The sequence below is a fragment of the Microbacterium sp. SORGH_AS_0862 genome, from assembly GCF_030818795.1.
Classification (GTDB): domain Bacteria; phylum Actinomycetota; class Actinomycetes; order Actinomycetales; family Microbacteriaceae; genus Microbacterium.
Genome location: NZ_JAUTAY010000001.1, coordinates 2,609,498 through 2,628,157, shown reverse-complemented (window position 1 = coordinate 2,628,157; position 18,660 = coordinate 2,609,498). Strand labels below are relative to the sequence as shown.

25 protein-coding genes and 1 tRNA gene are annotated in these 18,660 nt (G+C 67.6%); 5 read left to right on the top strand and 21 right to left on the bottom strand.

Annotated features, from left to right (window positions below; genetic code table 11):
- Positions 1–145 precede the first annotated feature (145 nt).
- The 18 genes from QE377_RS12815 to QE377_RS12730 form a co-directional block, all read right to left on the bottom strand.
- Entirely contained in the window at positions 146–388 is a 243-nt protein-coding gene (locus tag QE377_RS12815) for a MerR family transcriptional regulator (RefSeq protein ID WP_307323776.1), read from the bottom strand.
- On the bottom strand, positions 385–1,158 hold the full coding sequence (locus tag QE377_RS12810) for a hypothetical protein (RefSeq protein WP_307323774.1): 774 nt from the start codon (positions 1,156–1,158) through the stop codon (positions 385–387). The genes QE377_RS12815 and QE377_RS12810 overlap by 4 nt, the downstream gene beginning before the upstream one ends.
- Positions 1,155–1,394: a hypothetical protein gene (locus QE377_RS12805; protein WP_307323770.1), complete on the bottom strand. Its 240-nt coding sequence runs from the start codon at positions 1,392–1,394 to the stop codon at positions 1,155–1,157. Before QE377_RS12805 ends, QE377_RS12810 begins: the two co-directional genes overlap by 4 nt.
- Positions 1,381–2,061 carry a hypothetical protein gene (locus QE377_RS12800; RefSeq protein ID WP_307323767.1) on the bottom strand — a complete coding sequence of 227 codons (681 nt, stop codon included), beginning with the start codon at positions 2,059–2,061 and terminating at the stop codon, positions 1,381–1,383. Before QE377_RS12800 ends, QE377_RS12805 begins: the two co-directional genes overlap by 14 nt.
- A gap of 552 nt (positions 2,062–2,613) precedes the next feature.
- Positions 2,614–2,754: a hypothetical protein gene (locus tag QE377_RS12795; protein WP_307323764.1), complete on the bottom strand. Its 141-nt coding sequence runs from the start codon at positions 2,752–2,754 to the stop codon at positions 2,614–2,616.
- A 113-nt stretch (positions 2,755–2,867) separates the two neighbouring features.
- Complete coding sequence (locus tag QE377_RS12790) at positions 2,868–4,604, bottom strand: DEAD/DEAH box helicase (protein WP_307323761.1); 1,737 nt, start codon at positions 4,602–4,604, stop codon at positions 2,868–2,870.
- Positions 4,601–5,245 (bottom strand): hypothetical protein, encoded by a 645-nt coding sequence (locus QE377_RS12785; RefSeq protein WP_307323760.1) that lies wholly within the window; start codon positions 5,243–5,245, stop codon positions 4,601–4,603. The genes QE377_RS12790 and QE377_RS12785 overlap by 4 nt, the downstream gene beginning before the upstream one ends.
- The gene (locus tag QE377_RS12780; protein ID WP_307323757.1) at positions 5,242–5,523 is read right to left on the bottom strand and encodes a hypothetical protein; all 282 of its coding nucleotides are present in this window, start codon (positions 5,521–5,523) and stop codon (positions 5,242–5,244) included. Before QE377_RS12780 ends, QE377_RS12785 begins: the two co-directional genes overlap by 4 nt.
- A complete protein-coding gene (locus QE377_RS12775; RefSeq protein ID WP_307323754.1) occupies positions 5,520–7,235 on the bottom strand; it encodes a DNA cytosine methyltransferase in 1,716 nt (571 codons plus the stop codon). Before QE377_RS12775 ends, QE377_RS12780 begins: the two co-directional genes overlap by 4 nt.
- Before the next feature lie 280 nt (positions 7,236–7,515).
- Positions 7,516–10,107, bottom strand: a complete 2,592-nt coding sequence (locus tag QE377_RS12770) for a DNA methyltransferase (protein WP_307323751.1) — start codon at positions 10,105–10,107, stop codon at positions 7,516–7,518.
- On the bottom strand, positions 10,104–10,451 hold the full coding sequence (locus tag QE377_RS12765; RefSeq protein ID WP_307323749.1) for a hypothetical protein: 348 nt from the start codon (positions 10,449–10,451) through the stop codon (positions 10,104–10,106). The genes QE377_RS12770 and QE377_RS12765 overlap by 4 nt, the downstream gene beginning before the upstream one ends.
- A gap of 157 nt (positions 10,452–10,608) precedes the next feature.
- Entirely contained in the window at positions 10,609–11,202 is a 594-nt protein-coding gene (locus tag QE377_RS12760) for a hypothetical protein (protein WP_307323746.1), read from the bottom strand.
- A gap of 11 nt (positions 11,203–11,213) precedes the next feature.
- Positions 11,214–11,531 (bottom strand): DUF3263 domain-containing protein, encoded by a 318-nt coding sequence (locus QE377_RS12755; RefSeq protein ID WP_307323744.1) that lies wholly within the window; start codon positions 11,529–11,531, stop codon positions 11,214–11,216.
- Entirely contained in the window at positions 11,528–11,884 is a 357-nt protein-coding gene (locus tag QE377_RS12750; RefSeq protein ID WP_307323741.1) for a hypothetical protein, read from the bottom strand. Before QE377_RS12750 ends, QE377_RS12755 begins: the two co-directional genes overlap by 4 nt.
- Before the next feature lie 124 nt (positions 11,885–12,008).
- Positions 12,009–12,170, bottom strand: coding sequence for a hypothetical protein (locus QE377_RS12745; RefSeq protein ID WP_307323739.1), 162 nt, complete (start codon positions 12,168–12,170; stop codon positions 12,009–12,011).
- 97 nt (positions 12,171–12,267) lie between these two features.
- On the bottom strand, positions 12,268–12,489 hold the full coding sequence (locus QE377_RS12740; RefSeq protein WP_307323737.1) for a hypothetical protein: 222 nt from the start codon (positions 12,487–12,489) through the stop codon (positions 12,268–12,270).
- On the bottom strand, positions 12,486–12,743 hold the full coding sequence (locus QE377_RS12735) for an AlpA family transcriptional regulator (protein WP_307323734.1): 258 nt from the start codon (positions 12,741–12,743) through the stop codon (positions 12,486–12,488). The genes QE377_RS12740 and QE377_RS12735 overlap by 4 nt, the downstream gene beginning before the upstream one ends.
- Complete coding sequence (locus tag QE377_RS12730) at positions 12,740–13,003, bottom strand: helix-turn-helix transcriptional regulator (protein ID WP_307323731.1); 264 nt, start codon at positions 13,001–13,003, stop codon at positions 12,740–12,742. The genes QE377_RS12735 and QE377_RS12730 overlap by 4 nt, the downstream gene beginning before the upstream one ends.
- Here QE377_RS12730 and QE377_RS12725 point away from each other — a divergent pair.
- Genes QE377_RS12725 through QE377_RS12715 form a run of 3 tightly spaced genes read left to right on the top strand, consistent with a single transcriptional unit; the run spans position 12,981 to position 15,147 of the window.
- The gene (locus tag QE377_RS12725; protein ID WP_307323728.1) at positions 12,981–13,562 is read left to right on the top strand and encodes a helix-turn-helix transcriptional regulator; all 582 of its coding nucleotides are present in this window, start codon (positions 12,981–12,983) and stop codon (positions 13,560–13,562) included. The two genes, QE377_RS12730 and QE377_RS12725, sit on opposite strands and share 23 nt — an antisense overlap.
- The gene (locus QE377_RS12720; RefSeq protein WP_307323725.1) at positions 13,562–14,017 is read left to right on the top strand and encodes an ImmA/IrrE family metallo-endopeptidase; all 456 of its coding nucleotides are present in this window, start codon (positions 13,562–13,564) and stop codon (positions 14,015–14,017) included. Before QE377_RS12725 ends, QE377_RS12720 begins: the two co-directional genes overlap by 1 nt.
- Before the next feature lie 2 nt (positions 14,018–14,019).
- Positions 14,020–15,147, top strand: coding sequence for a tyrosine-type recombinase/integrase (locus tag QE377_RS12715; protein ID WP_307323722.1), 1,128 nt, complete (start codon positions 14,020–14,022; stop codon positions 15,145–15,147).
- A 59-nt stretch (positions 15,148–15,206) separates the two neighbouring features.
- Here QE377_RS12715 and QE377_RS12710 read toward each other — a convergent pair.
- From QE377_RS12710 to QE377_RS12700, 3 genes are all read right to left on the bottom strand, one after another.
- A tRNA-Arg gene (locus tag QE377_RS12710) sits at positions 15,207–15,278 on the bottom strand.
- 57 nt (positions 15,279–15,335) lie between these two features.
- Positions 15,336–17,069, bottom strand: coding sequence for a ubiquinone-dependent pyruvate dehydrogenase (poxB, locus tag QE377_RS12705; RefSeq protein WP_307323719.1), 1,734 nt, complete (start codon positions 17,067–17,069; stop codon positions 15,336–15,338).
- A gap of 66 nt (positions 17,070–17,135) precedes the next feature.
- On the bottom strand, positions 17,136–17,726 hold the full coding sequence (locus tag QE377_RS12700) for a TetR/AcrR family transcriptional regulator (protein WP_307323716.1): 591 nt from the start codon (positions 17,724–17,726) through the stop codon (positions 17,136–17,138).
- A 130-nt stretch (positions 17,727–17,856) separates the two neighbouring features.
- Here QE377_RS12700 and QE377_RS12695 point away from each other — a divergent pair, with 130 nt between their 5' ends.
- Positions 17,857–18,264 (top strand): hypothetical protein, encoded by a 408-nt coding sequence (locus tag QE377_RS12695; RefSeq protein WP_307323713.1) that lies wholly within the window; start codon positions 17,857–17,859, stop codon positions 18,262–18,264.
- Between the two features lie 113 nt (positions 18,265–18,377).
- A complete protein-coding gene (locus QE377_RS12690; protein WP_137417641.1) occupies positions 18,378–18,656 on the top strand; it encodes a Fe-S cluster assembly protein HesB in 279 nt (92 codons plus the stop codon).
- The last annotated feature ends 4 nt before the right edge of the window (positions 18,657–18,660 follow it).

The window sequence follows — 18,660 nt, the reverse complement described above, 5'->3', positions numbered from 1 at the left end:
CTCGAGCTTTCGGTGCGTCGAATGGGAGCGTGCGGCGGCGGAGCGAGATCCCGGCGAAGGGCACGCAACTCCGGGACGAAATGACGAAAGCCCCACCCGAAGGTGAGGCTTGGTCATAGATCTTGTGCACGCACAGCGTAGCAGATTAGGCGGACGAGTTTGACACGTTTTTCTCGCGCGTCTTACGCGGGCGGCCGACACGAGACCGGCTCTCCTTCTCCGCTTTGACGACCGACTGCTCGTAGTAGCGCTTGATCGAGGGTGCGACCGGCTCCAGTAACCCCTGCTCGATGTACCTGCGGATCTGTCGCTCCGACTTGCCAACCCGCTTCGCCGCTTGAGCCAGCGTGAGGATGCGAACCGGCTCGCTCCGTTCTGAGATGCTCATGCAGCCGGCACCTCCGGGACCACCTCGGCGAATGCCTCAGCCCAGAAGCCGCCGTGCTCCTGGTCGTCAGCCTCCCAGTCGCACGTCGTGCACCGGAACCGGGCGACGTCGCCACGGCGACGAGGCGGGCGCACACGGATCGTCTTGCAGTCGCACGACGGGCAGGGGTTACGGGCCCACCGCTCGCGATCGTCGAGGGACCACTTCCCCAGCGCGTCCGCGACGGACCACCAGTCCGGCTCACCCTCGTGCCGGAACATGACTGCATCCCAGAGATGTGTCACTTCCTTGCGGTTCGCGAGCTCGTCGAGATGAGCAAGGATCGTCCGCGCATAGTCGTGCGCGACGTCGAAGGCGGATGCGGCGTCGGCGCCCGCGATGAGATCGCTACGGCCGTACGCCTCGCCGTTCGCGACAGCCGCCCACTCGTGCAGCATCCGCATGACGTCGCGTGCCGCGTCGATCACGGCAGCCGACACAGGCGCCGGCATGTCGACGGGCGACGACGAGACGATCATGCGGTCCCAGTTCCAACTCGACTTCATCGGGTCCGCGATCGAGCGGAGGTGACCGATCAGGTCAGGGGCGTCGCTGAGCGTTCGTGACAGTCGGCGGTAGCAGCGATCGCACAGCAGCATGCCCTCGCGTGCCTTCACGGGCGCACAACCCTGGCAGATCCCGTCGGTCTTGCCGAAGTCGGGGCAGACGGCCAGGTGCTTCGTGTTGTCGACGATGGTGCATCCGCGGATGCAGTCGCGGTCGTGGGTCATCGCTGGGCCTCTCGGATCTTGGTCAGCAGTCGTGCGGTCTCGGCGTCGTAGGCGCGCTCCCTCGCGGTCGGCTCATTCCCCCTCGGCAGCTCGCGCATCACGTTGAGACGACGCACCGTCGAGGCCGAGACCTTGTGGAGGAAGTCGTGGAGCACGTCATCGCTCACGTGCCACCGACCGGAGGAGACGAGAGCGCGATAGGGTGCGTGCGGTGTCGCCAGCTCAGAAAGGCTCATCGTCCGCTCCCCCGGTCTGCTCCTCGAAGATGGAGAGCTGCTCGAGGTACGTGTGTCGAGCGAGGTACTCCCTGCGCCTGGCAGCAGCCGTGCCGCAGGGACCGCAGGGCTCGTAGTGACCGTTCGGGTGGTCCGGGCAGCCGATGGGCGGAGCGTCCAGAAGGGCGGGGCGATCCGGCCTGCGAGGGGCGGCGTAGGTCTGATCCCGATTCCACGCGGCCCAGCGGACGGCACGTTCGCGTTCTTCCGCGTCCACCTGCGCCTGCGCGCGCTCTCGCGCTCTCGCTCGCGCACGTGCTCCTTCTCCCTCTCTCTCCCCAGCCGGTGAAAATGAGGGCGCGTGTGAGGCTCTGAGCGCCGAGCGCGGCAGGTTCGACGGCGGTGTCATCGACAGCCACTCCTGGCCGTCCGCGATCCACGTCGACAGGTGTCCGGCTTCCTCCAGCATCACGACGTGCAGGATCACCCGCTCCGTCGCAGACCTGATCGGCTCGGTCGGGTACAGCTGTGCTGCGAGCGCTGTGGGGTTGAGCTGTAGGAGGTTCTTCTCCCCCGCCAGCAGCCGGAGGCCCACTGCGGTCGGCGCGGCTTCGACGGGCAGCCCGAGAACGGTGGGCAGCGTCGAGGGCGCGGCGCCACGCGGGGGTGGCAGGGGGGTTGGTTCCAATGTCGTTCCCTTCGAGTGCGAACGCCCGCAGGCATTCGTCGTATGCGAGTTGTAGGTCTTCGAGCTCGACGAAGAAGCACTCCGACCATCCGCGGCCGCGGAACAGGATCCGGTCGGCGCGGTGTGGGCCGTCGCCGGTGGGTCCGGTGAAGGCGGGGTCGAAGAGTCTGCGGAGTGCGCGGAGGCCGGCGGCTTCCCAGGTGGCGTCGGTGCCGCGGGCGTCGAGGAGGATGTGGGCGCCGCTGCGTCGGAGCATTTCGAGGCGGGATCCGCGGAACGCTCGCCCGATCTTGAGGATGCCGAGCGTGGGCCAGTAGGCGATGTACGTCGACCCGTACTTGAGCATGCGTGAGGGGTCGCGCACGCATTGGCGGCACGAGAGGGCGCGGCCGGAGCGGAGGGCGCGGCCCTGCTCGACGGTTCGGCGTCCGCACGCGCACACGCATCCCCACATCGGCTGGCGAGCGCCGCTGGGTGTCACAGCGTCGGGCAGGCGCTCAGCGGCGGTGAGCATGCCGAAGGTACGTCCGGTGAGGTCGATCAGCGCGCCCATCAGTCGGCGCCTTCGGCCTTGATCCAGGAGCGCAAAGACTCCCGCTGCCATGGCAACAACTCGATGTCGGAGACACGGGCGACTGCTTCGATCTGTTCAGCTCGGAGAGCCGTCTCGAACGCGTTGGTAAAGCCGATCACGGATGCAGCCGCGGCGACAGTCGCGAGGGAGATCCCTTCGAACCCCGCGGTGAGCGCCCGGGAGAGGCGTCTCTGCCGTCTGATCCGGCGCCCGGCGCGTCTACGTTCTGCGTTCACAGTCTCACTCCTTCGTCTTCACCGCGGCGCTCGGCGATGCCGAGTATCTGCTGCGCCAAGGCGCGCGCCCGGTTGGTGTCGGTGGTGGCGTCGGCGCGGAGCTTGCCGTCCGGCGTGGTGATCGGTTCGGACTGCTGACGCTTCACGTTCAGCGTCTCGAGGATGGTGGGGTCAGACCCCTCGGTGGCGTGCAGGAAGTACGCGACCGGCGGCGCCTCACCCATGCCGTCGCGGCGGACGCGGCCGATGGCCTGCTCGTGCACCTGCGGCGACCAGTCGAGTTCACCGAACACGACGACGTTGGTGGCCTTCTGGAGGCCGTCGACCCCGGCGCCGGAGCGCAGGGACATGATGAGCACGCGCGCACGGCCGTTGATGAAGCTCTCCTCCGCTGCGGCCTTCTGCGCGGGCGATTCGCTGCCGGTGTACATGACCGGCTCGTACGCGGCGAGCGCTTCGAGCCAGATGTCGTAGACGGCTCGGTGCCATCCGAAGAGGACGACCTTCTGTTCGGATTGGAGGATCATCTTCACGAACTCGGCGACGTAGGGGGCTTTGCCGATGCCGGTGGCTTCGCGGAGCTTCCAGTCAAGTTCGCCGGATGCGCGCCAACGGTCGGTGCGGTTGGCGGCGTCGTTGAGGATGAGGCGGGCGAGGGCTTGTGCGTCGCCGGCCACGCGTTCGAGGGCGGCGGGGTCGGCGTCGACGAGCTGTGGGACCTTGACGGTCTTGGGGAGTTCGCGGCCGACTTCTGCGCGGCTGCGGCCGAGCATGACGCCCTCCTCGCGGAGGTACGAGCCGAGGGCGGCGGGGTTGCTGACGACCATGTGTTGCTGATGCCAGCGGCCGACCCATTCGCGGATGAACTCGTACTGCGAGCCCAGAACGCCGGGAGCGATGATGTTGAACAGTTCCCAGATCTCTCCGGCGTAGTTGTAGACAGGTGTGGCGGTGAGGCCGAGGACGAAGGCGGCGTCCTTGGATACCTGCGCGGCGGCTTTGCCTTTGTTCGTGCTGACGCCGCGGCGGAGTTCCTGCACCTCGTCGAACACGACGGATGCGGCCCAGCCTTCGAGGTGGTCGCGCCAACCGTCCAGACGCGAGTACGGGACGATGAGCACGTCGGGGCGGTCGCCGTCGAGAAACGCGGCCGAGGGCGTGGTCTTGGCGGCGAGGCTGACAGTCAGCCACGGGAGCGCCTCCTCCAGCTCGGTCATCCACCGGCGCGGCAGGTGGGTCGGCGGGACGATGAGCGCGGGCAGCGCGTCGGCGTGCACGAGGTTCAGCAAGCCCGTGAACGTCTTGCCGAGGCCGAGATCATCGGTGAGCAGGAGGCGACCGCGAGCGCGGAGGAGTTCGACGGCGGCGAGCTGGTAGTCGCGGGGCGTTTTCGCGGGTTGGGCGGGCAGGTCGAGGCGCTGGCCGGTGCCTGCGGTGACGCGGGCGACGGCGGCCATGGTTTCGCGGTGCGCGTCGGCGCGCAGGCGGAGCTGCTGCTCGGACTCCGGCGAGGCGGGCACTAGCGGGTAGCGCTCCATCAGCCACTCGATGTCGCGAGCGACGTCGTCGGCGTCGGTGATGATCAGAAGGCCGGATCGGTCGTGGTCGACCCGGGTGAAGATCCGCTTGGCGCGCACGGCGACCGCCGGCTCGAGCTTGAGTCCCCACCGGCCACGCACTCGCCCGTTGGCGGGCTCGTACATGTAGGTGCCATAGGTGCGTGTCGAGGTCACAGTCCACCGCCGATGAGGGAGCAGACGATGAGCGGCTTGCCGTTGAGCGTGAGCGGCATGTCGCTGTGCGAGGCGCGGGTGGTAACGAGGACGAGGGCGTCGATCTCGGGGCACTGCGCGTAGCGGGAGAGCTGACGGAGCACCGTGGGCATCGAGCTTGCGATCTTCACCTCGACGCCGACCGTGCCGGCGAGCAGGTCGATACGAGAGGCACCGTCCGACAGTCGAACCTCACGCATCGCGGTGATACCCGCATCGGCGAGCGCGTCGGCGATGCCCTCCTGGAGGTCGTCTTCGTTGTTGAACTGGAGGCAGCGGGTCGCGGCCGCGCGTGCGATCGCGATCGCGTGGGTGCCCGGATCCTCGTAGTGGAAGGCGGGTATCGGGTCGAAGTGCTCGGGGTCGATGTTGAGCACGACGGTGACGTCCTCGTGCCCGTTCCACACGGCGGGCTCGATACCTAGGTCGAGCGCTTCGGAGTACTCGCAGTCGCGCAGGTCTCCCCCGGCGTCGAGGCACTCCTGCGAGTGCAGGATGTACACGCGCGCCTCGGCTGAGACGGCGCGACCGAGATGGTGCACGGCATGCCGGGGTACGCCCATGAGCTGCTCGAGCTTCTGAGCGGATTCGAGTCGGGTCATCGGCTGCTCGCTTTCTCTTCGGCGCGTGTACTCGCGCGCCATGCCTTGTGCGCCTCGGTGACCTTGGAGCACAGGCCGTAGCGGTCGCGCTTAAGGCAGCGCTGACCACACAGGGCGCACGTCGGGAGGTGCGCGTGCGACGCGTCGATCGCCGCGAGCGCCGCGCGCAGCTCGGCGTCGTTCTGCTCCTTCATGGCGGGGTCGAGCGTCCAGCCCTTGTCGGCGTCGAAGCTCCATCCCCCACCGGATGTGGCGCGGGTCGCGGTGGTGGCGCTCATGCTGCTGCTCCGATTGCCTCAGCGACGAAGCCGCCGAGCCAGTGGGCGACGTTCACCGGTACTGCGTTGCCTGCGCCCTTGGTCGTCTGGGACTTGTTGGCTGCGCTGGTGTCATAGTCGTCCGCGAAGCGTTGGGCGCGGAGGTGTTCACGGGGGCCGAGCATCCTGAATCGGACGTCGTCGAGGTCGAAGGGCAGATCGCCCTCGTAGCTCGCTTCCGGTCGGGTGCGGGTGGGGATGACGAGCGAGACGTTGGGGGCGGCGACGATGGTCGGCAGGGGCTCGCTGATCGGTTTGTTCATGTGCTCGATCGCGCGGTAGTCCAGTCCGCCGTGATGCTTGGACAGAAAGGCGCCCGGCGGGATCGCGAGGCCGTGGTGCTGCGCGCCGGCAAGCACTGCCGAGAGCGGCTGATCCATGTCGCGGGCCGTCGACGTCCCGAAGTACTCGACGACGTACGGCGGCACCGCGATGCCCTGAGACATCGTCGTGGTCATCGCACCGAGAGGCAGCTCGGCGAGGCTGACACGACGGTCGCCGTTGCGTCCCGCGGCGTCTCCGTAGTGATGCGTGATGAACGGCGGGAACACGAGCCCGTCGCCGATCTTCGTTGATCGTGTCGGGAGCGGCCCGCCGTCCAGTCGCATCGCCCGGTGGTCTGCGTCGTGATTGACCGCGGTGAGGAACGGCGGCACCGCGAGGGCGTCGCCTCCGGACGCGTTGCGCGCCATGAGCGGCGCCGCGTCCGGAGCCCACACACGGTAGTAGGCGCCGAGTTCGGCGTGGCGCGGGTGCCGAGGGTTCGCCGCATCCCACGTTTCGCCGTGGTGGGCGACGATCGCAGGGCGGGCGAACATGCGAGCGCCGACCTCGATGCGGCGCATCGTGGCGGCCGCGAGCGGGCGCTTACGGTCACCGATGCGCTCACCGAGATCGGACCAGTCGATGACCGCGGAGGCCGGAAGCACGAACGGCTCGACGACCTGACGCGCGTGTTGGCCCGCGCCGCACACGTAGACGTACTGGCGGCCGTACTTGCCGACGCGGATCGGGTGATCCTTCTTCCAGGACTGCACCGCCTCGACCACGGATCCGCACTGCTCGCACCATGCCGGAGGCCGCGGTTCGATGCGCGGCATGCGGAGGCCCTTGCGGTTGAGAACGATGTAGATCCGGTCGCGCCACTGCCCGGCGGGAGCGTTCGTTGGCGAGTAGATGTGCGCCGCGGAGGCGTTGACGATCTGCCAGGAGTAGCCGAGGTCCTCCCACATGCGCAGCCAGGCAGGGAACAGCGGCCACGAAGCGACCTCGGGGACGTTCTCGATGATCGTCACGTCGAATGAACGAGCCTCGGTCGCGCGGATCGGGTCGAACATGGTCGCCCGCGAGCGCTCCCCCGCCTCGTTCGGGACGTAGTCGTCGAACAGGTCGAGCTGCGGGTCGCGGCGCAGACGCTTACGCCCGCCCGCCGGCGAGTGCCAGGTGCATTCTGGCGACGCCCAGAGGAAGGGCACACCGCGCGGTAGGCGGCGCATGTCGTAGCCGGAGAGGTCGCCTTGTACGTGGTCTGCGCGGCGATGGTTTGCCGAGTGCACGGCGATGGCCGTGTCCCAGTGGTTGTAGGCCGTCGACAGCTCGAAGCCAGCCTCGACCAGCCCGGACGATGCGCCGCCGAACCCGGCGAAGAAGTCGAGGAACGGGATGCCGTTCACAAGTCCACCACCCGGTATGTGTCATCGAACGAGACGAAGAGGTGAACTTCTCGGCACGTCGCACAGCGGAGCACACGTGGTCGTACGAAACCGGCGCGCGCTCCGGCGAGGTGAGGAGGGCAGATCGGGAACTGCGCCTTGCAGCATGTGGTGATACAGATCGATGTCGCCTCGGCAACGCAGCGGCAGCACGCGAGCACTTCGTCGACGTGCTGCTCCATCTCGGCGATGACGTCGTCGTCGAAGATCGGCGTCTCCAGCGGTGTGAGGGTCGGAATGCTCACGCTGCACCGCCCTCAAGATCGAGCAGATCGAACAAGGTCGGCGTCGCCTGCTCCTGGTCAAGCTCCCGCTGATACATCACCGCGTCACGGTGCGATGTCGGGTTCAGCTCGATGCCGTAGCCGCTGCGCCCGAGGCGGCGAGCGCGGAGTGCGACGGTGCCGAGGCCGCTGAACACGTCGAGGACGAGATCGCCGGGGTTGGAGTAGCGGGTGATGAGGCGGTCGACGATGTCGAACTGGAGGGGGCAGATGTGGAACTCGAGGGCTCGGCGGGACTGTTCGCCGTTGAGGGTGAGCATGCGGTTGACGTCGTCCCAGACGTCGGGGCGCCAGGATCCGGCGTGGATGGAGGCGAACTTCTTGGGGAGGGCGTCGCGGGCTTGGAGGGCTTCGCCGGTGGCGACGTGGGTGTCGTAGTCGTAGACGTTCGCGCGGGCTTGGTTCTTGAACAGCTTCGCGAGGATCTCGGGGCTGAGGGCGGCGAGCTCGTCGGGTGCGAGGAGTCGGTTGCCGGAGGATCGCCAGTCGGCGGCGGCGTCGATCTGCCAGCGGGCGAGCGAGTAGTCGCGTTCGTCCTTCTCGACTCGTTCGTCGGCGTACCCGCGCTGGCGGTCGGTCTGCGGCTTGTGGAAGAGGAGGACGTATTCGGGCGAGCCGACGCCCATCTTGGTCGCGTCCTTGCGCATCTCGGTGTAGCCGAGGCGGTAGGTCTGGTTGTTCTCGCGGACGACGTCGGTGGTGATGGTGATCATGCCGAGGTAGTCGAAGCCGTGCTTGAGCATGTGCACGATGCCTTCGGCGTGGAATGGCGAGGACGTGGGGACGCCGGCGCCGGTGACGGCTCCGAAGTTGATGCGGTCCTTGACGTGCGCGGCGTAGATGCGGCCGGGTTTCATCACCCGGTAGAGCTCGCGCGTGAGGTAGTCCATCTGCTGCCAGAAGTGCAAGTTGTCGTCGGTGTGGCCGAAGTCGTTGTAGTTCGGTGAGTACTCGTAGTGGTTAGAGAACGGCCACGAGGTGACGAGCAGGTCGACGGAGTCGTCGCTCAGGTGGTCGCGGGCTTCGAGCACGCAGTCGTTGTGTGCGAGCACCCATCCGGGCCCGGACTCTTCGGAGCGGTCGACGCCGATCGCTCGGCGCAGCGCGGCGGAGACGGCGCCGGGGTTGAGGCCGAACTCGCGAATGATGTCGCTCATCGTGTCGGTAAGACGGTCGTGCTCCTCCCACTTCGCGAGGAGGGTGTCGCGGATCGCCGACTCGGTCTCGGCGTAGACCAGGTGCACGGTGACGGGTCGTGTCTGGCCGAACCGTTGGATGCGGTGCACGGCCTGGATCGTGTCGTTGAACTTGTAGGTCACGCCGACGAAGATCGCGGTGGCCGCGCGCTGCAGGTTCATACCCTGCCCGAGCTGCACGGGTTTGCCGATCAGCTCGGTCGTCTCGGCTGCGCGCCACGCGTCGAGGCGCCGTTCGGCTTCAACGTCGTCGAGGCTGCCGTGGATGCTGGAGAACGGGAGGCCTTCGGCGCGGAGCATCGACTCCAGCAGGTCCTGCTCGTCGTTGAGGTCGCACCAGAGGATCACCGGCTCGTCGGCGCCGTGCAGCTCGACGTGCTCGCGCACGAGTGTGAGAGCACGTGCGACGCGCTGCGTGAGGGTCTTGCGCTTCTCGCGCGCGGTGGCCTGCAGCGACATGGCGCCACCGCTGACGAGCACGCCCTGGCCGTTGCGTTCCACCTCGTCCGAGGCGATGTCGACCTGCACCTCCTCCCAGTTGATCGTCAACGGTGGCAGGTCGTAGCCGTCATCCGGGAAGCCGAGATCCGACGGGCGCTGCACGAAGCACGCCCACGTGTTCAGCCACAGCCAGAACTCCCGCTCCTTGTGCGGGTACAGGCGCAGGTCGTTTGCCTTCGAACTGTTGCGGACGAAGAAGCGTGTCAGGGCCTGGCCGGTGTCCATGATGCCGAGGAAGCCGGCGTAGTGGATCAGCTCCTTGTGCCGGTTCGGTGAGGGCGTCGCGGTCGCGACGAACCGGTACGGGATCCGCTCGAACAGCGGCAGGAACTCCTGATAGGTCTTCGACCCGAACGAGCGCAGCACCGACGCCTCGTCGAGGGACACCGCGTCGAACAGGTCGACGTCGAGCTTGCCGTCGCGCACGCTCTCGTAGTTCGTGACGTAGATGCCCGACCATGAGAGGTCGACATCCTCGGTGCGACGCACGAAGCGCACCTCGATACCAAGCAGCTCACGGCCATCACGGATGAACTCACCACGCACACCCAGAGGCGCGACGATTAGCGCGCGTCCACCCGGCACCTCGGAGGCGGGGTGCGTGATCGTGGTGTGCAGCGTCGCAAGCTGCATCACCGACTTACCGAGCCCGAACGCGGCGAAGATCGCGCGGCGTCCACCAGCGAGCGCCCACTTCACAATGGCGCGCTGGTGGGGCTTGAGGATCGCTGGGAGGTCGTCATCGTGGACCGGGAAGCCGAACGACCGGTCGAAGGCGACTTTGTCGCGGATGAACTGCTCGTAGGTGTCGGTGGGGTGTTGCAGGAACAGGGGCGAGAGCAGAGCGCTCATCGTGTGGTCTCCTTCTGGTCGCGGCCCCAGCGCTGCTGGGCGGCCTGCGTGGTGATACCTGCGGCTTCTCCGATGAGTCGCCATGGGACGTGGCGGTCGCGCATGCCGTCGACGGCGGTCTGGATCGCGTCGTCGAAGTCGTCGCGGATTGCGAGGAGGATGGACAATTCGACCTCGTCGGCGTTGGCGACGCGGACGCCTGCGCGGCGGATGATGCGGCGCACGAAACCGTTGAGCCAGGACTCCGTCTCGATGTCGCTGCGGGCGTTGCGCTTGTCCGTGGGCTCGACCGCGCCGTTGCGCGCTTCGGCATCAACCTGCGGTTGACGCTCCCCCGCGCTCATGCTGCCCACGCCAGACGCTCAGCAGCAGTGAGGACGAAGCGGCAGTCCTCGCACAGTGATGATGGCCGCGCCTGTCTCTTGTGGCCGCAGCGGGGGCAGGCATGCACGCCACGCTCCTTGGCAGGCTTCGCTACGGCACTGAGGTGTTGAGCGCGGATCATCGCGCACCGCCCGAGGTGAGCTGGTCGAAGCGTGCCAGGTAGGCAGCCTCAGCCTCAGCGGGCGACCACGCGTGGATGGTGACGTCGAGCTTCTCGCCGTGCATCGACCACGGGCGCGGCGGCTGGGCGAGCAGTGCTTCGCGTTCGTTCCACAGGATGCGCAGGTCGAGTTCCTTCACCGCGGGCGGCTTGTGGAACGGGAGCCCGAAGTGGGCGACGATCGCATCCTCGACGCGGTCCTCTGCTGCGCGGTAGTCGGGCATGCCGACCTTGAGCGGTCGAACCATGTCGCCCACGTACGCCTCGGTTGCGTCGTGCAGGAGTGTCCAGAGAGCGATCTCCGGCTCGGCCGCCTGACTCATCAGGACGCAGTGCTCGGCGACGCTATAGAAGCGGGTGACGTGGCCGTTGTAGCGGCAGAGCATGCTCAGGGCGTGCGCGATGTCGACGATGTCGACGTCGTCCGGATGCGGCGCCATCGGATAGAACTGGCGGCCGGTGTACGTCTGCATCCAGTCGCCGCGGTGCCAGCGCTGATCGTCAGCGAACCGTGCGACGTCTGCCCACTCGGGGCGTTCGGTGCTGTCCATGCGTAGACCTCTCAGAAGCTGGCGGTGGCCGCGGCGCTTGCGCGGGCCAGAGCGGAACGACGTCCGCGGATCTCTTCGCGACGGCGCAGCAGCGCATGGGTAGTGACGGCGTCGATGACGAGCGCCTCGGGTCGGTCGATCGCCCGGCTGAGTAGCTGCGAGTAACGGGCGGGGCTGACTGCGAGCTCGCGGATGATGTCGCTCTCCGCGGCCGCGGCGTCAGGATGTGCGGCCGCGAACGCGAGGAGGTCGGCGACCGTGAGTCCGGATCCGATCGTGATGCCCGGCGCATTCGATGCTGTCGCGAGGGCGGCGTCGACGGCGCTCATCGCCGTCCCCCCAGGATGCGGAGGTGGTTGTCGGCGATCGATCCGATCCGAGCTGACGGCACGTCGTAGAACGAGCCGCACGCCTGCATCGCCTTCGCGACGGCCGCGGCGAGCGCCCACCTCTCGTGCTGGGCGATGATGCGGCCGATGCGGCGTTCGCCGTGCTTGGTGCCGTTGGGGACGCGCACCCAGGGGCGGACGGTCCAGACGAGCAGGTCGCGGCGGACGGTGCCGAGGTGCGGGAGTTCGGCGGGCTCGAGACGCACGAGCCACCGCATCTGAGCGTGCGGCGCGAACGCGGTGGTGTAGCTCAGCGGCGCGTGGGTAGCAGACTCGGTGGGATTGTTCGCCACATCGCGGTCACGGTGTTCATCGCCTCGAGCTCTGCTCGCGTCGGGGTGAGGACTCGGATCACCCATCGCACGCCGTCGATCACGACCAGGTCGCCAGATGCCCATCGTTTCCTCCCCTTACCGTTCACGCGGCAGCGTCGGCCTGGCGGCCGAGTTCGGCGGCGTATCGGTCGGCGGCGACTGCCGCGGCCGAGACGGGCGGGTGAGGCGCGGCGTGCAGGTCGATGTCGACGCGCGTGCCGGCGGGGATGGTGATGCTCACCGGGTGGATGTTCGGATCCGTCATGATGTGCCCTTCGTTCGGATCTGTGCGGTTGTGGAGAGAGTGAGAGCGGACAGCACCCGTTGGGGGACGAGCCCCGCCCGCTCTCACGTGTGTGAGGTCAGGTGGTGGTGCGGAGGTGACGGTCGTCGCGCCAACGCTCGTGGTCCTTCGATTCGGCGAGCGCCTGGCCGATGCCGTCCCGCTGGTCGAGAGAGCCGAGCGCGTCGGGATGCGTGTCGTCGATGGGCTGCGCGGTGACGATGCAGGCGATCAGGAAGCAGAGGCTGAGGATGATCAGGCCGATGACCCAGCCGAGGACCGTCTGTAGTTCGGGGGTCATGGCTGCTCCCCCGTTCCGTGCTGCTTCGAGCGCAGCCACTCGTGCACGTCCGCCTGCGCGTACACGACCTTGCGCGGCGTGGGCTTCGAGTAACGCGGCCCCTTGCCGGAGGAGCGCATATCTTCCAGGTCGCGCGGGGTGAGACCGGGAACGATCTCGCACACCTGATCGGGCGAGAGCCAGATCGGCTCGGGCGCCGTGGCCGTCCTGCGCATCGGGATCACCTGCGCACCCTGCGGAGCGATGACACTCATGCCGCATCCTTCGCGGCTGTGGCGGCGGACGACTGCTCCCCCGGCTCCGACACGATCGTGAACACGTCCTCGAACTTGACGGGGAAGGTCATCAGCACGGACGAGATGAAGCGCGGACCAGGCGCGGCCTTGCCGTTGAGCACTCGAGATGCGGTGCCCTTGTCGACGCCGAGCGCACTCGCGAGGCTCTGAACGGTGTCCAAGCCCTGCTCATTACGCAGCTGCTGAAAGCGCTCCGTGTCGATCACCAGTGTCGACATCTTCGGCTCCTCTGAATCATTGCTGCAACCGACGGTTGCGGCGGTGCAACTGATGGTAGATGAGGGTTTGCCGTTGCGCAACTACGAGTTTGATTGCTGCACTCAGTTGCACTGTTGCGCGCGCGCAACTAGAGTGGCGATCGTGAATGAGACCCGCTGGTGGAAGTACGTGCAGGCCGTTGCTGGAGCCGTGCAGGCCAAAGACATTGCCGACCGAGTTGGCATCGACAAGTCGAACGTCACGCGCTGGAAGCAGGGGGGACGCCCCGCAGTCGAGTTCGTCCTGAAGTTCGCTCGCTCTTACGATCGCCCCGTCGTCGAAGCTCTCGCTGAGGGCGAGTACATCACCGATGCCGAAGCGCGTATCCGTGAGGTGAAAACCGGCGTCGAAGACCTCACGGAACTGGAACTCGCGCGCGAGCTCCTCGCGCACATCGAAGCTCGATCGAGCAGCAACGTCGTCGAAGGTCGGTTCGGTGTCCGAGGTCGTGCGGAGGATGACCGAGCGGTCGCCAAGACCAAGGGGCGCGACCGTGGAGGGGACGACGGCGAGGGTTGATGGACGAGCACATCCTCGAGACGCTGGAGATCCTGCGCGTACGCGTTCGCGTCGTTGACGATCTGCCCGACGATCGCGATGGCGAGTATCTCCACCGACGCCGAATCATTCGCCTGCGCGCTGGCATGGCACGACGGCTACACCGAAGCGTCCTCGCGCATGAGTGTGCACACGCCGTCTTCGCAGACGAGCCGACCATGTTCGGGCCGCGCAATGCGCTGCAGGAACGTCGCGCCGACGAGTGGGCAGCGCTCCGACTCATCGACATCGACGACTACAAGCTCGCCGAGCGGATGCACGACGGACACGCGGAGGCGATCGCCGTCGACCTCGACGTCACCGTCGACATCGTGGACGCGTTCCGCCGCATCCTGCAGCGCTTCGGCGACACCGTCTATGTGCGGCCGCGCATGGGCGCCGGCCAGTGGGACCACCTCGAGGAAGTGCAGGTCTGACCGTGGCCGGTTCCATCACGAAGTACGCCACCGCCGCCGGTCCTCGGTACCGCGTTCGCTATCGCAAGCCCGACAAGAAGCAGACGGACAAGCGCGGGTTCAGAACGAAGAAGGAGGCCGAGCTCTTCCTGGCGTCGGTCACCGTGTCGAAGGCGACGGGCGAGTACATCGACCCCGCTCAGGGCAAGGTCACGGTCGCACACCTTGCGCCGACGTGGCTCGCCGGAAAGCGTCCGCCCGCACTCAAGCCCTCGTCTTATCTGCCGCTCGAGACGGCATGGCGAGCGCACGTCGAACCGCGCTGGGGATCGACCGAGATCCGCGACATCCTGCCGTCCCAGGTGCAGGCATGGGTGAGCGAGCTCGGACAGAAGAAGTCCGCATCCGTCGTGCTGCGAGCGCTCGGTGTGCTGGCTGGCATCCTCGACATGGCCGTCGGCGATCGACGTCTCCCCCGCAACCCGGCGCGAGGACTCAAGAACCTGCCGCGCAAGACGAAGAAGACGGGTCGGGTCTATCTGACCCACGATCAGGTGCACACGCTCGCGAACGCATCCGCTCACCCAGACCTCGTGCTAGTGCTCGCGTACACCGGTCTGCGGTGGGGTGAGGCTACCGCGCTGCGTGTGCGGCATGTGAACGAGCTGCGGCGGCGTCTGCACGTCGAGGAGAACGCGGTGCTCGTGAAGTGGGAGATCCACGTCGGCACTCCGAAGTCACACGAGCGACGCTCCGTGCCCTACCCGTCCTTCCTAAGCAAGCGGATCGCCGCGGCCTGCGCGGGTAAGGGGCCCGACGGTCTGCTGTTCGGCAACGGTCGCACGCACATGAAGCGACAGGGCGACTCCGAAGGATGGTTCGCGGTAGCCGTCAAACGGGCGCAGAAGATCGACCCGACCATCCCGCGCGTTACCCCGCACGATCTGAGGCACACGGCGGCGTCGCTGGCAATCAGTGCTGGGGCCAACGTCAAGGCTGTGCAGAAGATGCTCGGCCACGCGTCTGCCGCGATGACCCTCGACACCTACGCCGACCTCTTCGACGACGACCTCGAAGCCGTCGCCACCCGCATGCAGGATGCAGCCCTCCGCGAGAGTGTGGGCAAAACGTGGGCAAAGACCCTCGCCTGACAACGAAGAAGGCCGGTCCTACCGCGTGATTACGCGGCAGAACCGGCCTGAGAACTGGGTGCCCCTGGAGGGATTCGAACCCCCGACCCGCTCCTTAGGACGGAGTGGCTCTTCCACTGAGCTACAGAGGCTGGCCCGTCGAGTCTATCGGCTGCGACGCGACGGACAGGTGACGCGATGACGCCGGGTCAGTCGAACAGACGACGCCAGAGGTTCGTGTCGGCCAGATCCAACAGTTCGTCGCCGCGGCCGGAGAGCACGGTGCGCAACGCCCACAGCGAGAAGCCCTTGGCCTGCGCCGCGGTGATCGACGGCGGCATCGACAGCTCCTCGCGGGCGACCACGACGTTCACGAGCACCGGACCGGGATCGGCCAGCGCACGCCGCAGCGCGGGCTCGAGGTCGGCAGCGCTCTCGACGCGGATGCCGGTGATCCCGACCGCCTCGGCCACGGCCGCGAAGTCGGGGTTGTGCAGGTCCGTGCCGTAGTTGACGATTCCGGCCGCCTTCATCTCGACCTCGACGAAGCCCAGCGCGGAGTTGTCGAACACGACGATCTTCACCGGCAGATCGTTCTGGCGGATCGAGAGCAGGTCCCCCATGAGCATCGCCAGCCCACCGTCGCCGGCGAGCGCGATCACCTGGCGGGAACGGTCGACGGCCTGGACACCGAGCGCCTGCGGCAGGGCGTTGGCCATCGAGCCGTGCGTGAACGAGCCCAGCAGGCGGCGCTGCTCGGTCATGTGCAGATAGCGCGCCGCCCAGATGACGGGCGTGCCCACATCCGCCGTGAAGGCCGCGTCCGGCGCCGCCAGCTCGTCCACGAGACGCGCGACGTACTGCGGGTGGATCGGCTTCTTGCCGTCGTCGTTCGCGAGCCCGTCGAGCTCGCGCCGCGTCTTGCGGTAGTGCTCGACCGACTCCTTCAGGTGGTGCTCCTTGCGGCCCTCGTCGATCAGCGGCAGCAGAGCGGATGCGGTCGCGCCCGCATCCCCCACGAGCCCGACGTCGATGGGCGTGCGGTGTCCCAGCTGTTCGCCGCGGATGTCGATCTGCACGATCTTCGCCTTCTCGGGGAAGAACTGCCGGTACGGGAAGTCGGTGCCGATCATCAGCAGCGCGTCGCACTTCTCCATGGCGCGGTAGCCGGAGGAGAAGCCCAGCAGACCCGTCATCCCGACATCGTAGGGGTTGTCGTACTCGATGTGCTCCTTGCCGCGGAAGGCGTGCACGATCGGTGCCTGCAGACGGCCGGCGAGCGCCAGCACCTCATCGTGGGAGCCCGCCACCCCGGCGCCTGCGAGGATCGTGACCTTCCCCGCCGCGTTCAGCACGGCGGCAGCCTCTTCCAGCTCGGATGCGGACGGTACGACGACGGGACGCGTGGCGCGGATCGGTGCGGACGGGCGCCGGTGGGGAGCATCCGCGAAGAAGACGTCACCCGGAACGACGACGACGGCCACTCCGCGCTTCTCCACTGCGGTGCGCATCGCCGTCTCGAGAACCCACGGCAGCTGAGCCGGGTCCGAGACAAGCTCGGCGTAGTGGCTGCACTCGCGGAAGAGCTCCTGCGGGTGCGTCTCTTGGAAGTAGCCGCTGCCGATCTCGGCGGACGGGATGTGGGAGGCGATCGCCAACAGCGGCACGCGCGAGCGGTGCGCATCGAAGAGACCGTTGATGAAGTGCAGGTTGCCGGGACCGCAGCTGCCTGCGACGACGGCGAGCTCCCCCGTGATCTCCGCCTCGGCCCCTGCCGCGAACGCCGCGGACTCCTCGTGCCGCGCGTGCAGCCATTCGATGCCGCCGTCCTTGCGGAGAGCATCCGTGAAGGCGTTCAACGAGTCGCCGGGCAACCCCCAGATGCGGGTGATCCCGGCGTGACGAAGAGTGCGGACGAAGAGTTCTGCGACGTTTCCGGCCATGGCACCACGCTAAAGCGGAGCGACGGATCCGGCTAAGACGATTGACGAACGGGCACCCGACGTGTGTCAGTGAGTCACGGCGGCCACGACACCCTGCACGCTGCGCTCGAGGAAGCCCACGATGTCGTCGATGTCGACACCGTCATCGACGGCCAGCTCGATCAGCACTTCCTCGGCGAATGCGACCCAGGAACGCAGGGCGACGTCGAGCAGCGGGCTGGCGGGCACTCCCAACTCGGCGAACACCTCGCGCAGACGCTGGGCGTTGGCATCCCGAGCACGGTCCACGACCACCCGCACCTCGGGATCGCCGCTGGCGACGCCGCGCACGAGCGAGAAGAAGGTGCCGCGGTTCTCGCGCACGAACAGCGCGATGCGGCGGAGGGTGTCGCGCAACCGCTCCACTGCGGCCAGCTCCTCGCGCGGATGGGTCGCCTCCAGCAGTGCGTCACCCGCGCGCGCGACCACCGCCTGATGCAGGCCCTGCCTCGACCCGAAGTAGTGGAAGATCAGCGCCCGCGAGACCTCCGCCCGCTCCGACAGCTCCTCGATGGTCAGGTCGTCGAGCGGCCTGTCCGCCAGGAACGCGACGCCGAGCGCGACCAGCTGCGCGCGACGCTGCTCCGGACTCAGCCTGGTGCGCCGCTCACTCCCCATAGCCAGAGCCTAGGCGCCCGGAATCCCGGACGTCGGCGGGCAGAGCCCCGCCCCGAGCGCGACACCGGCACCGCAGGCATCCGCCGAACCGGAGGTGCCCGCCGAGGCGGCACCGGATGAGAGCGCCCCCGTGTTCACTCAACCGCCGGCACAACTCGGCTCGGAAGGCCTGTCGATCGGCGGCCTCAAGGGCATTTCTCTCGTGACCGTTCCGCTCGCCGACGGCACGCGGACACATGCCCTCAAGATCAGCGCGGACAGCATCACGATCACCGGCTTCGCCCTGACCGTCGGCCATGCCGAAGGTCCCGCCCTGGTCACCACGGCAGACACCATGACGCTCTCGGGCGATGTCTCGGTCTACGTGAACTCCCTCACCGCGACCGGTGCCGACGGCACGTCGTACACCCTCGGGGCCGAGACTCCCCCGCCGCGCGACGGAATCACCCCGACGCTCTTGCGGGTCACGCTCGGACTCGTCGGGGCGACCGCCGATTCGATCAGTTACTCGAACACCGACCAGCGGCTGACGTCCTGAAAAGTTCCCGGTGAACCTCGTGTGAGTTCGATCCGATCCGCGTGCAGGGGTTGATTCCTCTCTGGATTCTCGGAATCGTGGCCGGTCCGCAGACATCGATGGAAGGGAGCACCATGCTCACTCTGACGGAGAACGCTGCTTCGGCGGTCAAGACGATCTCGTCCCAGATCCCGGCGGAAGGTGGCGGGCTGCGCATTCGCGACACCGGCACCGAGACCGGGTTCGAGCTCGCGCTCGCTGCCGCCCCCGAACCGCAGGACGCGGTGGTGGAGACGTCGGGTGCTCGCGTCTTCGTGGACTCCGGTGCGACGGATGCCCTCGACGACAGGGTGCTCGATGCCGAGGTCGGCGACGACGGTTCGGTCCGTTTCGCCCTCGGTGTCCGGGGCTGAAGCC

Excerpts from the sequence above, each read along its gene's own strand:
- QE377_RS12815 (WP_307323776.1), bottom strand. The coding sequence starts at position 388 with ATGAGCATCTCAGAACGGAGCGAGCCGGTTCGCATCCTCACGCTGGCT.
- QE377_RS12810 (WP_307323774.1), bottom strand. The coding sequence starts at position 1,158 with ATGACCCACGACCGCGACTGCATCCGCGGATGCACCATCGTCGACAAC.
- QE377_RS12805 (WP_307323770.1), bottom strand. The coding sequence starts at position 1,394 with ATGAGCCTTTCTGAGCTGGCGACACCGCACGCACCCTATCGCGCTCTC.
- QE377_RS12785 (WP_307323760.1), bottom strand. The coding sequence starts at position 5,245 with ATGACCCGACTCGAATCCGCTCAGAAGCTCGAGCAGCTCATGGGCGTA.
- QE377_RS12780 (WP_307323757.1), bottom strand. The coding sequence starts at position 5,523 with ATGAGCGCCACCACCGCGACCCGCGCCACATCCGGTGGGGGATGGAGC.
- QE377_RS12770 (WP_307323751.1), bottom strand. The coding sequence starts at position 10,107 with ATGAGCGCTCTGCTCTCGCCCCTGTTCCTGCAACACCCCACCGACACC.
- QE377_RS12765 (WP_307323749.1), bottom strand. The coding sequence starts at position 10,451 with ATGAGCGCGGGGGAGCGTCAACCGCAGGTTGATGCCGAAGCGCGCAAC.
- QE377_RS12760 (WP_307323746.1), bottom strand. The coding sequence starts at position 11,202 with ATGGACAGCACCGAACGCCCCGAGTGGGCAGACGTCGCACGGTTCGCT.
- QE377_RS12755 (WP_307323744.1), bottom strand. The coding sequence starts at position 11,531 with ATGAGCGCCGTCGACGCCGCCCTCGCGACAGCATCGAATGCGCCGGGC.
- QE377_RS12745 (WP_307323739.1), bottom strand. The coding sequence starts at position 12,170 with ATGACGGATCCGAACATCCACCCGGTGAGCATCACCATCCCCGCCGGC.
- QE377_RS12740 (WP_307323737.1), bottom strand. The coding sequence starts at position 12,489 with ATGACCCCCGAACTACAGACGGTCCTCGGCTGGGTCATCGGCCTGATC.
- QE377_RS12735 (WP_307323734.1), bottom strand. The coding sequence starts at position 12,743 with ATGAGTGTCATCGCTCCGCAGGGTGCGCAGGTGATCCCGATGCGCAGG.
- QE377_RS12730 (WP_307323731.1), bottom strand. The coding sequence starts at position 13,003 with ATGTCGACACTGGTGATCGACACGGAGCGCTTTCAGCAGCTGCGTAAT.
- QE377_RS12720 (WP_307323725.1), top strand. The coding sequence starts at position 13,562 with ATGGACGAGCACATCCTCGAGACGCTGGAGATCCTGCGCGTACGCGTT.
- poxB (WP_307323719.1), bottom strand. The coding sequence starts at position 17,069 with ATGGCCGGAAACGTCGCAGAACTCTTCGTCCGCACTCTTCGTCACGCC.
- QE377_RS12700 (WP_307323716.1), bottom strand. The coding sequence starts at position 17,726 with ATGGGGAGTGAGCGGCGCACCAGGCTGAGTCCGGAGCAGCGTCGCGCG.
- QE377_RS12690 (WP_137417641.1), top strand. The coding sequence starts at position 18,378 with ATGCTCACTCTGACGGAGAACGCTGCTTCGGCGGTCAAGACGATCTCG.